Source organism: Collinsella sp. 4_8_47FAA (genome assembly GCF_000763055.1).
In the GTDB taxonomy this organism is placed as follows: Bacteria; Actinomycetota; Coriobacteriia; order Coriobacteriales; family Coriobacteriaceae; genus Collinsella.
On the sequence record NZ_KN214134.1, the window covers coordinates 595,678 to 608,799 of the forward strand.

The 13,122-nt window shown below is 58.6% G+C and carries 13 protein-coding genes; 8 read left to right on the forward strand and 5 right to left on the reverse strand.

What is annotated here, in order from left to right; translation table 11 throughout:
- The coding region (locus tag HMPREF9463_RS02705; RefSeq protein ID WP_035136967.1) for an IS256 family transposase at nucleotides 1-357 on the forward strand (357 nt) is incomplete at its 5' end.
- A 149-nt stretch (nucleotides 358-506) separates the two neighbouring features.
- Here HMPREF9463_RS02705 and HMPREF9463_RS02710 read toward each other — a convergent pair.
- Nucleotides 507-752, reverse strand: coding sequence for a glutaredoxin family protein (locus HMPREF9463_RS02710; protein ID WP_035136969.1), 246 nt, complete (start codon nucleotides 750-752; stop codon nucleotides 507-509).
- 51 nt (nucleotides 753-803) lie between these two features.
- A complete protein-coding gene (locus tag HMPREF9463_RS10680; RefSeq protein WP_084591750.1) occupies nucleotides 804-1,631 on the reverse strand; it encodes a TipAS antibiotic-recognition domain-containing protein in 828 nt (275 codons plus the stop codon).
- A gap of 141 nt (nucleotides 1,632-1,772) precedes the next feature.
- On the opposite strand from HMPREF9463_RS10680, the gene HMPREF9463_RS02720 reads away from it, so the two are divergent.
- From HMPREF9463_RS02720 to HMPREF9463_RS02735, 4 genes are all read left to right on the forward strand, one after another.
- Entirely contained in the window at nucleotides 1,773-2,510 is a 738-nt protein-coding gene (locus HMPREF9463_RS02720; RefSeq protein ID WP_232219731.1) for an SAM-dependent methyltransferase, read from the forward strand.
- Between the two features lie 112 nt (nucleotides 2,511-2,622).
- Nucleotides 2,623-3,837 (forward strand): MalY/PatB family protein, encoded by a 1,215-nt coding sequence (locus tag HMPREF9463_RS02725; protein WP_035136972.1) that lies wholly within the window; start codon nucleotides 2,623-2,625, stop codon nucleotides 3,835-3,837.
- 144 nt (nucleotides 3,838-3,981) lie between these two features.
- Entirely contained in the window at nucleotides 3,982-4,851 is an 870-nt protein-coding gene (locus HMPREF9463_RS02730; RefSeq protein ID WP_035136973.1) for a substrate-binding periplasmic protein, read from the forward strand.
- Nucleotides 4,848-7,040 (forward strand): hybrid sensor histidine kinase/response regulator, encoded by a 2,193-nt coding sequence (locus tag HMPREF9463_RS02735; protein WP_052044026.1) that lies wholly within the window; start codon nucleotides 4,848-4,850, stop codon nucleotides 7,038-7,040. The genes HMPREF9463_RS02730 and HMPREF9463_RS02735 overlap by 4 nt, the downstream gene beginning before the upstream one ends.
- Nucleotides 7,041-7,109: 69 nt before the next feature.
- Here the strand turns inward: HMPREF9463_RS02735 and HMPREF9463_RS02740 are convergent, their stop codons facing one another.
- The 3 genes from HMPREF9463_RS02740 to HMPREF9463_RS02750 are packed head-to-tail and all read right to left on the reverse strand — an operon-like array spanning nucleotide 7,110 to nucleotide 10,437.
- A complete protein-coding gene (locus HMPREF9463_RS02740) occupies nucleotides 7,110-7,589 on the reverse strand; it encodes a pyridoxamine 5'-phosphate oxidase family protein (RefSeq protein WP_035136974.1) in 480 nt (159 codons plus the stop codon).
- 42 nt (nucleotides 7,590-7,631) lie between these two features.
- On the reverse strand, nucleotides 7,632-8,867 hold the full coding sequence (locus HMPREF9463_RS02745) for an ATP-binding protein (RefSeq protein ID WP_052044027.1): 1,236 nt from the start codon (nucleotides 8,865-8,867) through the stop codon (nucleotides 7,632-7,634).
- Complete coding sequence (locus HMPREF9463_RS02750) at nucleotides 8,779-10,437, reverse strand: transporter substrate-binding domain-containing protein (RefSeq protein ID WP_035136975.1); 1,659 nt, start codon at nucleotides 10,435-10,437, stop codon at nucleotides 8,779-8,781. Before HMPREF9463_RS02750 ends, HMPREF9463_RS02745 begins: the two co-directional genes overlap by 89 nt.
- Before the next feature lie 259 nt (nucleotides 10,438-10,696).
- On the opposite strand from HMPREF9463_RS02750, the gene HMPREF9463_RS02755 reads away from it, so the two are divergent.
- From HMPREF9463_RS02755 to HMPREF9463_RS02765, 3 genes are all read left to right on the forward strand, one after another.
- On the forward strand, nucleotides 10,697-11,122 hold the full coding sequence (locus HMPREF9463_RS02755; protein ID WP_035136976.1) for a potassium channel family protein: 426 nt from the start codon (nucleotides 10,697-10,699) through the stop codon (nucleotides 11,120-11,122).
- A gap of 34 nt (nucleotides 11,123-11,156) precedes the next feature.
- On the forward strand, nucleotides 11,157-11,690 hold the full coding sequence (locus tag HMPREF9463_RS02760) for an LOG family protein (RefSeq protein ID WP_035136977.1): 534 nt from the start codon (nucleotides 11,157-11,159) through the stop codon (nucleotides 11,688-11,690).
- Between the two features lie 125 nt (nucleotides 11,691-11,815).
- Complete coding sequence (locus HMPREF9463_RS02765; RefSeq protein WP_035136978.1) at nucleotides 11,816-13,120, forward strand: chloride channel protein; 1,305 nt, start codon at nucleotides 11,816-11,818, stop codon at nucleotides 13,118-13,120.
- The last annotated feature ends 2 nt before the right edge of the window (nucleotides 13,121-13,122 follow it).

Below are 13,122 nucleotides of genomic sequence, written 5' to 3' on the forward strand. Positions count from 1 at the left end.
TTCGAGCAGGCCGAGGACTCCGCGCTGGCGTTCACGGCCTTCCCCAGGGCGCACTGGGCCAAGCTCCGCACCAACAACGTCCAGGAGCGCGCCAACCGCGAGATCAAGCGCCGCTACAGGGTCGTGCAGTCCTTCCCCTCGAGGGAGTCGATGCTGCGCCTGACGTGCGCGAGCCTCATGGAGACCGAGGGGCAGTGGTCCCAGCAGCGCGTGTTCTCCGAGGCCTCGGCCGCCGAGGGCTTCGCCGAGCCCGCGGACAGGCCGGCCCCGACAGAGGGGAGGCGCCGCGCGCTCGGGCGGCGCGCCAGGGAGATAGTGGACGAGATAGTCGAGAGGCGCGGTCTCAAGAAGGAGTAACATCGGGACTTGCAGCGACGGACCTCAGGACGCTCTTACACCACGTCTGCGCGCGCCACCCCAAAGATGTCGAAAAATGTCGACTTTGGATGCTGGTGTACATGTTTGGGTCGTATGGGTTGGGGCCCTGGACGGACAGAGCGTGCGTACTAGAGCAGGTTTTCCTGCACCCACGCGATGATGTCGCTCGACTCGTAGAGTGGCTTGCCGTCGATGAACAGGCAGGGAACCTGGCGTTTTCCGCCGACGGCGATAAGCGTTTGCTCGGCATCGGAATCGGTCGAGATATTGCGCTCAGGAATGGTCGCGCCGTTATCGGCCAAAAAGCGCTTGACCTTTATGCAGTACGGGCAGCCGGTCATAACGTAGAGCACGAGCTCGTGATCAGTAGCCATAGGTCTCCAATCGGTTGAGGTTTCGATTGAAATACCCAAAGCAGCCGCGGTCTATGCACGCGTCAACGACGACTCGATGGCCTGGATCAGAAACGCCGTGGCTCCGGTGCCGCAGGGCTTGTCGTAGTAGTCAACAAAGCGCCGGTCGGCAAGATAGCCGTGGGCGAGGCTCAGGTACGCCTCGTTCTGGGGCTCGTGTCCCCAATTAAGGCCAATCCATCGACGGTGCATTGCGACAAGTTTGCGGGCCTCGTTACTCTCTGGGTCGCCAATGCCCATGGCAATCGAGAGCTGGCCCAAAATGGCGCGTTCAAGTTCCTTCATGTCGTTCCATGTCTGAGGATCCATATCCAGTAACGTTTCGTTTGCTGCATCGATAGCCTCATTGCCATAGCGAGCCCGAGCCTCGGCGCCGTAGCGTTCCTCGTTTTCCTGCACGGTGCGCCAGCGCTCCAGTTGCGGCAGGACGGCGCCCATGAGCGAGACGGCTTCGTCGAGCGACATACCTGTGTTTTGTGCTAGCCGTGGGGCACAGTCCTCGATCATTGCCTCCATCGTGGTGTCGTAGGTGTACTGGCCGTGGTCGTAGCACCACTTGCAGTAATGTTCGGTCGTGGCGCCCGTGGCATCGGTGCCGCAGTCGCCGGGCGTGAGTATCATGCCGCAGCTCTGGCAATAGTGCTCGGGCATTTCGAGCAGGTGAGACAGGGGCTCGCCGGTCACAGCGGCAATGAGCTTCATCATGTCGATGCCCGGTGTGACCTCGCCGCGTTCCCAACGGCTGACGGCTTGGCGCGTGACGAAGAGCTTGGCGGCGAGCTGCTCCTGGGTAAGGTGATGGACGCGACGGACAGCGATGAGCTTTTCTGCAAAGGCCATAGCGGCTCCTTTCTGCTGGTTGATGGCTTAAGCATACGCGGCGGCAGGCACCCTTCCAAGCAACCGTTGGTTGCACGACGGGGGACCGTGGCGAAGAATTGCGCGCAATGCCCCACGCCTCCATGCCGTACAATGACCGGCATGGAACCTATCGCACACATACATACCGACCTGCCGCAGAAGTTCGGCATTCCGCGCAACAGCTTTTTGGCGCCCCATCTGCAGGGACGCATCGTTTTTGAGCCGGAATTTGCCTCCAATGCAGCGGTTGAGGGTCTGGACTCCTTCTCTTACCTATGGCTGCTGTGGCGCTTCGAAAACGGAACGCCCGGCGGCACGGCTGAGGACATTGCTGCCGATGCCAAGTCGCAGGACAGGTCCGGCACCAACGCAAAATGGTCGAAAACCGTGCGTCCGCCGCGTCTGGGTGGAGCCGAACGTGTGGGCGTGTTTGCCACGCGCAGTCCGTTTCGCCCTAATCCCATTGGGCTTACCTGCGTCAAGCTCGATCGCGTCGAGCTTACCGACGACGGCCCCATCATCCATGTGCTGGGGGCCGATCTGCGCGACGGCACGCCCATCTACGACATCAAGCCCTACATTCCGTTTGCGGACTGCCACCCGGATGCGACCGGAGGCTGGATCGAGGATGCTCCGTGGCAAGAGCTCGATGTTGAGTTTCCGCAAGCGCTACAGGATATGGTCCCGCCCGCAAAGCTCCCCGGCTTGGTCGAAGTCCTTCGCCAAGACCCACGCCGCGCAGGCAGCAAGCACGAGCCAAACCGCATTTACCACTTGGCTTACGCCGGGCTCGACATATCGTTTACGGTCGATGAAACCCAGCTAACCGTAGTCGCCGTCAACGACGCGCGAGACTAACCAGCCATTCGCCCGCACCCGTCAAATTAAGCGCCAAACCCCGCGCCAAAACCGCCCGTGCTGGTGGACAATAGCGCCTATCGAAACAGTCTACTTTGCACGGGGGTCCAGCATGAAATACGACTTCACTTCAATCATCGACCGCCACGGCATGGACTCCATCGCCGTTGACTCTTGGGGCGAGATCCCCGGTATGGCTCCGAACGCACCCGACGAGGGCTTCGACCGCATCCCCATGTGGGTGGCCGACATGAATTTTGCCACGGTGCCCACGGTCCAGGAACACATCATTCAGCGTGCCCAGCACCCCATGTTTGGCTACTTTAACCCGCGCGCTGAGTACTTCGATCGCATCATCGAATGGCAGAATCGCCGCAATGGCGTCGAAGGTTTGAGCCCTGAACATATCGGCTACGAAAATGGCGTGCTGGGCGGCGTCGTGTCGACGTTGCGCGCGTATGTCCAGCCGGGCGATGCGGTGCTGGTTCACAGCCCCACCTACATTGGCTTTACCAAGTCCATTGAGGCCGCGGGCTATCGTATTGTCCACAGCCCGCTTAAGCTCGACGACCAGGGCGTGTGGCGTATGGACTTTGAGGACATGGAGCACAAGCTCGCCCAAAACCACATCCATGCCGCGGTGTTCTGCTCGCCGCACAATCCCTGCGGCCGCGTATGGGAGCGTGACGAGATCGAGCGCGCCATGGACATCTATCGCCAGCAAGATTGCGTGGTGATCTCGGACGAGATTTGGTCCGATATCATCCTGCCGGGGCACAAGCACATCCCGACGCAGTCGATGAGCGAGGATGCCCGCATGCGCACGGTTGCCCTCTACGCGCCCAGCAAGACGTTCAACCTGGCGGGCCTGGTCGGCAGCTACCACATCATCTATAACGAGACGCTGCGCGACCGCGTGTGCGCCGTGTCCAACAAGACCCACTACAACGAAATGAATGTCCTCTCCATGCATGCGCTTATCGGTGCCTACCAGCCGCAAGGCTACGAGTGGGCGGACGAGCTCAACCAGGTGCTTGCCGGTAATATCGAGTACTTCTGCAATTACGTGGACGAGCATTTTGAGGGCGTGTCCTATTCGCGTCCGCAGGGCACGTACATGGTGTTTCTGGACTGCACCGAGTGGTGCCGCGAACACGGCCGCGATATTCAGTGGCTGCTCGACGAGGGGGCGCGCGTGGGCGTGGGATATCAGGACGGCCGCCCGTTCCACGGGCCCTGCCACATTCGCGTGAATCTGGCGCTGCCGCTTTCGCGCGTAAAGGAAGCGTGCGACCGCCTGGACCGCTACGTTTTTAATGCACGGTAAGTGAGCACTGCATGCGGGGCCTTCTGCCAAGTTGGCTGGAAGGCCCCGCATGGTAAAGCATCTGTAACAATTGGGTGCTCGTGTGGTTTTGTTTGCTATTATCTTTAGCCATTTCAGTCTGTAAACAGGATCGTATGGAGCTCGATGAAAAGACCTCGCCGCTCGGTTGCCATATCGTTGCTTGTTGTGCTTGCAGTAGCGAGCGCCCTTGTCGTAGCGATAGCTGGCTGCTCCGGGTCGAATGACGGAGCCTCGACGTCTGCATTAGAAGGTCTGGACGCCTCGCAAGTCAAAGACGACGACCTTAAGACGCTCAACGTCGGAAGCGACCTCTATCCACCGTTTGTGTATACCGACGAGTACGGCGATATCGTTGGCCTGGATGTCGAGATATTGACCGAGGCTTTGGCTCGCATTGGTTACAAGCCAAAATACCAGCTGATCGACTGGGGAAAGAAGAAGGAGCTGCTGGCGAGCGGCGAACTCGATTGTGTCATGGGCAGCTTTAGTATGACGGGTCGCGAAAACGAATATCGTTGGGCCGGCCCGTACCTTGCGAGCCGCCAGGTGGTCGCGGTCGATCCCCAGAGCGATATCTACACGCTTGCCGATCTTGAGGATAAGATCGTGGCGTTTCAGTCCACCACCAAGCCCGAGGGCATTTTGCTCAATCGCACAAATGAAAGCGTTCCGCAGATCAAGGAACTCTACTGCTTTTCGGACCGTTCATACCTGAACCCGGCGCTCGTCGAGGGCCTGGTCGACGCTATCGCCGCGCATGAGTCCTCGTTCCTCACCTACGAAAAAGACTATGGTGTGACATATCGCATTTTGGATGAGCCGCTGCTAGAGGTCGGTTTGGGCACCGCTTTCGATATCAACGATACGCGTGGCATCGACGTCAAGCTCACTCATGCCTACCAAGAAATGCTTGCCGATGGCACCATGGAACGCCTGGTGTCAAAGTACTTCGATGACCCTTCGCCATTTTTGAATATGGAGGGCCTGTCATGATCGATGCGCCCGACCACGCTGCTCAGGAGCGGGGCAATCGTTCGGCAGGGGCATGGCTCCTTGTCGCTCTGCTGGGGATAGCGCTCTCGGTTGCTGCCGGCATGATGAGCTACGGTTACATGACGGCCCAAGCCGAGCAGCGCTTTGCCGACGTTGTCGATTACGTGGCGACGCAGAGCCTTTCCTACGATGCATTCAACAGCGCCTATACGACCAAAAACCTGATTCGCGTTATGGAGATTGCCGGAGAGGCGGCTCGCGATATGGAGCGCGACGGTTCGGTGGATAACGCCATTCTGGAGCAATATGCCGACCAGTTCAACGTGAGCGCGCTGATCGTGACGGACGCATCGGGCAATTTGGTGTCCGAGTCCTCGACGGGCGATGTGGACTACGGGTCGCTCGCTACGTATCTCAAAGAATCACCCGTGCTTGAGGTGGCAACTCATCCGCTTAAGTCCTATACCGCCCGCATCACGCTTGCGGATGATTCGGTCGCAGACATTGGCTGCGTGACTCGGCAGGATGGCGAGGGCATCGTTATCGCGGTAAGGCATCAGAGCGCGAAGGCGGTTGCAAGCAATACACTCAAACTGCAGAGTTTGCTCGAAGGCTATGAAACCATCGATAGCGGCAATATCGTGATCGAAAGCGACGGCAAGGTCGTTGCGACCAATGCCGTTGAACCCACTGTATTGGGCGTATTCGATCTGCCTGCGACGGACGTCTTCATTGTCGACGGTATTAAGGATCGATGCCTGGCTGGTAAGGTCAGATTGGTTAACGCCGACGGCGAGTGGTATTTGGGCACATTTGGAAAAGCGCACAAATTCTATGTGTACACCTATGCCTCGGCGCAGCGCTACTTTGAGGTCGCCGCGGCTGTTGCCGCCGGCGTGCTGGTGCTCTACAGCGGTGTTGTAGCCACTGTTGTGATGGTGCGTCGCCGCGCCGATCGTCGACGTTTGACGGACTTGCTGCAGCAGGAACGCGACTATGGCGACAAGCTGGCAAAGGCAGCGCGTGAGGCCTCGTCTGCCAACTCGGCAAAGACGGAGTTTTTGCGCCGCATGAGCCACGACCTGCGCACGCCCATCAACGGCATTCGCGGCATGGTCGAGGTCGGCGATGCCAATGCGGACGATCTGCAAAAGCAGACCGAGTGCCGCTCAAAGATCTGGACGGCATCGGGACTGCTGCTCGACCTTGCCAACGAGGCCCTGGATATGAGTCGCTTGGAGAGCGGGCAGGTCGATCTGGAGCTTGTTCCCACAAACTTGGCGACCCTCAACCACGAGGTGCGCGATATTCTGGAGCGCCAGGCCGAGGAGCGTCTGGTGACAATTATCTGCGACCAGCAGACGCTTGATCATCCCTATGCACGGGTGAGCGTGACGCACCTTAAGCGCTTGTTGCTCAATATTGCCGGCAATGCCGTCAAGTACAACCGCCAGGGCGGCTATGTTCGCCTGGTGTGCCGCGAGGTGGAGCCAGCGGATGGCGTCCCCGTCTATGAATACACGGTCGCCGACAACGGTATTGGCATGAGCGAGGAGTTCCAACAGCACCTCTACGAGCCTTTTTGCCGCGAGGAACAACAGGTGGAAGGCGCTTCATCGGGAACTGGCCTGGGCGCGCCTATCGCAAAACAGTTGGTCGAGCTTATGGGCGGAACCATGAGCTTTACGAGTGTCTTGGGGCAGGGGACGACGTTTACCATCCGCCTGCCGTTCGAGAAGTGCGACCGCTCCGAGATTCCTCAGGCAGTTCGCGTAGATGCGGGCGACGGCGATGCGCTCCAGGGCCTGCGCGTTTTGCTCGTAGAGGATAACGATCTGAATGCCGAGATCGCGCAGTTTACGCTCAGCCGTGCCGGTGCCGTCGTGACGCATGCTAAGGATGGCGAGTCTGCCGTCGAGATGTTTGCCGCGAGCGCGCCGTACGAGTACGACGTGGTGTTGATGGACATCATGATGCCCGGTATCGATGGCCTTGAGGCCACGCGTCGAATTCGAGCACTCGATCGCGAGGATGCCGCGACTACGCCGATTATCGCTGTGAGTGCCAACGCCTTTGCCGACGACCGCAGGCTTTCGCGTGAGGCGGGCATGGACGCGCACCTGAGTAAACCCGTGAGCTCGCAGGAACTTGTTGAGGCGCTTGCACACATAGCTGCCGACGCTTTATAAGCATATGGCCCGGTTCCAATGTTGGTTGGACCCGGGCCATATTGCTATTGATGAGGCCTGCTGAGGGACTTACTTTTCCTGAATCTGCTTACCGCAGAGATGCTCGATCGTAATCTCGTAGAGCTGGACGCCCTTGATGTCTTTGGCGATTTCCTCTTCGACTTCCTCGGCGGAAGGGTAGTACTTAAGGGCGAGCTGGCGGACTTTGTCTTCGATAAACGCGGGGGTGTCATTCGCCAGGCGACAGCGGCCAAAGACCACGGTACTCATAACGTAGGGAGCCCAGTCACCGTCCTGGTACCACTCGTTGCCGTAAACGGTAAAGCAGACCTTGTCATCGCGCTTGAGTGCGTCGACCTTGTGGCCAGCTTTGGCGCCATGGAAATAAATCTTGTCGTGCTCGGTGTCAAAGAAGTAGTTGACGGGAATGGCGTACGGGTAGCCGTCGTCGCCGTTGACGGCAAAGACGCCGCGCTTGCAGGTAGCGAGCAGTTCGCGCGCTTCCTCGTCGGTGATGGCGCGTTTCTTTCGACGTAAGGGCCTAAACATCGTTGGCTTCCTTTCTGGTCGTGCGTGGTGGTTGAGCACAAACTATAGCGAAACGGATCCGTTTTTCTTGATGCGGGCGAGTATGTTTTTGAGCTTGTTAAAGTCGAGCGGTTTGGACAGATGAGCGTTCATGCCGGCATCGTGTGCCGCCTGGGCGTCTTCGGCAAAGGCGTTGGCGGTGAGCGCGATGATGGGGATATCGGCTGCATCGACCTTCTCGCTCAGACGAATCGCGCGGGTTGCCTCGTAGCCGTCCATGTCCGGCATCATAATGTCCATCAGGATCGCGTCGAAGCTGCCGGCGGGATGCGATAGGTACAGATCGACGACTTCGTTGCCGTTGGCGGCGCGGGTGACCACGACGCCCTCGGATTCTAACAGCGCCTGGGCAATCTCGGCATTCAATTCGTTGTCTTCGGCGAGCAGCACGTTCATGTTGGCAAGCGAGCAGTCGAGCGCCTTCTCGACCGTATCCGTCCGCGCCTGGGGGTTCTTGTCGATATCGAGCGGAATTTCCACGTAGAACGTGGTGCCCACATGGAGCTCGCTGGTGACTTCGATGGTGCCGCCCATCAGTTCAATAAGCGACTTGACGATTGGCATGCCCATGCCGGTTCCTTGGAACTTGCTGCGCGCATCGTCACCTTCTTGGGCAAACGGCTCATAGATATGCTTTAATAACTTGGGAGTCATACCAATGCCGGTGTCCGAAACGCTAAAGCAAAAGAGAGCGCGCCCGTTATCGAGTGGCTTGGCCTTTGAGCTAAAGGTGACGGAGCCGCCGCGCTTGTTGTACTTAATGCTGTTGTCTAACAGGTTGATCATGATCTGTCGGATATGGGTGGGACTGCCGATCATGTATGGCCCCGTGGCGTACGGCAGACTATTGTCCTGCATTGTGATGCCGTTACTGGACGCGCGGAGCTTGCACAGCACCAGTGTGTCGTCGCAGAGCTCTTTGAGGTTAAAAGGCGCATGCTCCAGTGTTAGCTTGCGGTCTTCGATTTTGCCCATCTCGAGGATGTCGTTGATCAGCGAGAGCAGGTGATTGGCGGCAACGCGCGCCTTGGCACGGCTCTCGCGGGCGACTTGCATGTCGCCTTCCTTCAATTCCTCGATCTCGATAAGGCCCAGGATACCGTTGAGCGGCGTACGGATGTCGTGGCTCATGCGCGTGAGGAATGCCGTCTTAGCGGCGTTGGCAGCATCGGCTTTTTTGCGCTCGGTTCGAGCGCGCACGAGCGCCCAGATGAGCAGGACGATGCCGACCGACAACATACCGATGAGGGTAGCTGCAATGGCGGTGCGGTTGCGATAAAGGAATTGAAGCGTGTTGGATTCCTGGGCCGTGTACGACGTGGAGGAGAAATTGCTTGCGGAGAGCGATTCTCCGGCATTGATGATGCCCTTGTTGATGATTCCCAACAGCTCGGGTTTTCCGCGCGAAATCCAGCACGGAGAGCTCACAGGTGTCAGGAAGCTCGGTCGTCTCGCAGTCCTCGAGATCGTAACGGTCACCGATGGTTTTTACGCGTGAACTAGGAGCGACGATGCAGTGCGCCGTTCCCTTCCTGAGGGCGTCGAACGCTTCATCGTCGGATTGGTATTCGGTTACGGTCGCTGCGGGGAACAGACTTTCAAGTGCATTTTTGTTGACAAACGATGATTTGGTACAGGCGATGTTCTGAAGGTCTTTGTTTAGGTTGCTGCCGGTGTGGATGGCGGTGAGGGATATGGTCCCCAACGATATCGACTGCACAACGCCTGTTTGCTCGGCAAACCAGTAATCTCGGTATACCGGCAGCGCAACGTCTATGCTTTCCTTTGACAGGGCCTTTGACATCATCTTGTAGCTATCAAAGGCGACGGTTTTGACCGTAATGCCAAATTTATCGTGCAGCGTCGTCGCAAGCGATGCGAGCGAGCCTTCTATTTTGCTGCCTTCGTCTTCGTTGCAGTAGGGGAGTTTGCCCGTAATGTAGCCGAGCGTGATGGTGTTGTTGTTCGCCTTGAGCCAGGAACGTTCGGGGCCGTTGAGCGATGATGAACCGCTGTTTTGGGCCGAGTAGTTAGATTTGACTTCGTCGATATAGCGTGGGTTGACGCGGGCGATTGACGTCATGGCGGCATTGATGTCGTTCATCAGGTCGGGGCGGCTTTTGGGGACGGCAAAATAGTAGTCACTCGAGCCAACGTAGAACATGGGGGAGGCATCGGGCGAGGAAATGGTGTCGTTCATGATGACGGCATCGACTTCGTCGTTTGCGAGCGCGTCAAAGAGAACGGAGCCTCCGTCATACTCCCTGTATGTGCAGGTGATTCCTTCGTTGGTGAGCCACTGCTGGCCAACGAAGGTTTGCATAACGTCGGGGTTGTAGCCGATGGTGAGGCCTTGGAGCGCTTGGGGGTCACCCTTGGCCAGATCGTCGCGATCGGGCTTGGCGTAGATGTAGTAGCGCTCGGTGCCCTCGGGGTTCGAGGAAAAGAGCAGCTTTTGGGCGCGTTCCTCGGAGTAGGAGATGTTGGGCATGAGGTCGATCTCGCCTGCCTCGAGCATGTCCATAAGCTCGGTGAAGGTGCCGGAGACGTATTCGTACCGCCAGCCGGGCGTGTAGTACGATAGGGTCTGGAGGTACTCGTAACCCCATCCCGAGAGACGCTCGCCGGGGGTGCCGTCCTGGAAGCCCTCGTTGTTGACGAGCCAACCAACGCGGACCGTCTTGACTGACTGATCGGAGTCGGCGGCAAAGGCGGGGGCGGGCATGATGGTGCTCAGTACGGCAAGCGCGGCAAGCGCGACGGCCAGGGTGCGATATATAACTGAACGAAGGACAACGGCAGCTCTCACATGCAATCCTAACGAATCGAGACATTACCGCATAAGGATACCAGCTCAGCCTGCCCAGTCGGCAGCTGTACCGCTAAACGCTCCCGCCCGGCAGTCATCGGGGACGTTCTTAAACGACTAGTCATTGGGGACGTTCTTGTTTGACTAGTCATTTAAGAACGTCCCCAATGACTAGTTCCCAATGACTAGTTTCGTTTGCGGGGGAGGCGTGGGACAATACCGAGCGAACGTGATTGGGCGTCTGGGAAAAGGGGTCGCGATGAACAAGTTGAGGACGCTTGCCGACGTGTTGCGCCAGGCTGGCTTTGCGCGCATCACGGGCCTGTTTCTTATCTTCTATCTGCTGTGCTCGACGGCCGTTTGGCTGTCCGAGCCCACGACCCTCACGTTTGGCGATGGCCTGTGGTTTAGCTTTGAGACGGTCTCGACCATCGGCTTTGGCGACATTCCGGCCGAGACACCGGTTGCCCGTGCCATTACCGTCGTCCTGAGCGTTATCAGCATCTTCTACATCGCCATGCTCACGGGCGTGGCGGTGAACTACTGCAATACGCTAATCAAGATGCGTCAAAAGGACACCATGGCGCGCTTTATGGATGATCTGGAGCATTTGGAAGAGCTCGATCGCGACGAGCTCGCCGATCTTTCGCGCCGCGTGCGCGAGTATCGTCGACGCCAACGCTAAGACGAACGTCGTGCGCCACAACAGGGAGACAAATATGAACATCACCGTGTACCTGGGTGCCAACACTGGCAATGACCCGGCATTTCTGCCCGCGGTGCAGGAGCTGGGCAACTGGATTGGCGCCAATGGACACGCGCTGGTATACGGCGGGTCCAAATCGGGCCTGATGGGCGCGCTCGCCGATAGCGTGCTCGATGCTGGCGGTCATGTGACGGGTGTGGAGCCGAGCTTTTTTATCGAGGCCGAGTTTCAACATGACGGTATCGACGACCTCATCGTGACGAGTGATATGGCCGAGCGCAAAGCCAAGATGATTGAGCTCGGCGATGCGTTCATCGCATTTCCGGGCGGCACGGGCACGCTCGAGGAGATTGCCGAGGTCATGTCCGCCGTGTCGTTGGGGCATCTGAGTGCGCCGTGCATTCTGTACAACCTGGACGGTTACTACAACGACCTCAAAGCGCTGCTCGGGCACATGATTGATAAAGGGCTATCGAGCCCACGGCGTCAGCAGGGCATCTACTTTGCCGACGATTTGCGCGAGATTGCCTCGATTATCAACGGATAAGTCTTGAGCCTGCCCCACCATGACTCCCAATGGTGCCGTTTGCGGCGCAGATGGTTGGCTCGTTCGAGCAACGCTCGCTCTACAATAAAACGTATCTATGTCGACTTTAACCGCGGGAGGACCCGATGGATAACCTTGCCAAACCCACAAACCGCGCGCTGTTTTTGGTCAGCGTTGCCGTGACCGGTGCACTCGCGGGTGCCGCAGTCTGGCTATTCTTCTTTGCGATGGAGCACGGCATTGATTATTTGTGGACCGAGGTCCCGCATAAGCTGGGTGTCTCTTCGCCCGAACTCGCCAGCGGCCCGTTTGGCTTTTTGCCGTACCCGTTTTTCGTTTGCCTGTTGGGCGGCTTGGTGATTGGCCTGTACGAAAAGATGACGGGCACCAAGACCGATGACCTCAACCAGGTGATGGCTAAGGTTAAGCAAGACGGGCGCTATCCGTACGACAACCTGGGCAAGCTTTCGCTCGCGGCATTGCTGCCGCTGCTGTTTGGCGGAAGCATTGGACCGGAGGCCGGCCTGACCGGCGTTATCGCTGGTCTGTGCAGCTGGGTCGGCGACCGCATGCGTCGCTTTGGCGCCGAGTTTAGGGAGCTTACGCTGCTGGGCACCCAGGCTGCCCTGACGGCGCTCTTTACCGCGCCCGTCTTTGGTTTTGTGGCACCGCTCGCTGGTAGCGCCGACGGACAGGGCGAAGACGCCGACGATGAGTCCGTGTCCGACGAGGTCACCATCAAGCTGCCCAAGGCGCAAAAGACCGTGGTCTACGGCATTGCGATTGCCGGCGGTCTGGGCACCTACCTGCTGCTTGGCCAGCTTGTGGGCGGCGGCATGGGTATGCCGAGGTTCGAGTCCGCCGAGGTGGGCAACCTGGAGCTTACCTGGCTCATTCCTCTGTCGCTGATCGGAACAATCTGCGGCTGGCTGTACTTTGTCTCTGAGCACGCGAGTGAAGTGCTTGCCCACGCAATAGGGGAGCACCCCATCGCTAAGGCCATGCTGGCCGGTCTGGTACTTGCCGCCTGCGGTACGGCTCTGCCCTTCACCATGTTTGCCGGCGAGACGCAGGCCGACGTGCTCATGGAAACCTATCTGACCATTCCCGCCGGCGTGCTTATTGTGACCGGTCTTGTTAAGGCCATGCTGACGCCCGCCCTCATCAACCTTGGTTGGCGTGGCGGCCACTTCTTCCCGGTTATCTTCTCGGGTGTGAGCCTGGGCTATGGCCTTGCCATCCTCACCGGCGCCGATCCGGTCTTTTGCGTCGCTGTCTGCACGGCATCGACGATGGGCGCCGTCATGCGCCAGCCCGTCATGGTCGTGGGCCTGCTGCTCATGTGCTTCTCACTCAAGGGTATCGTCTGCATGATCATCGCCGCAGCCATTGCCGCCGGTATCCCACTGCCCAAGCCGCTGCGCAAGTAGTA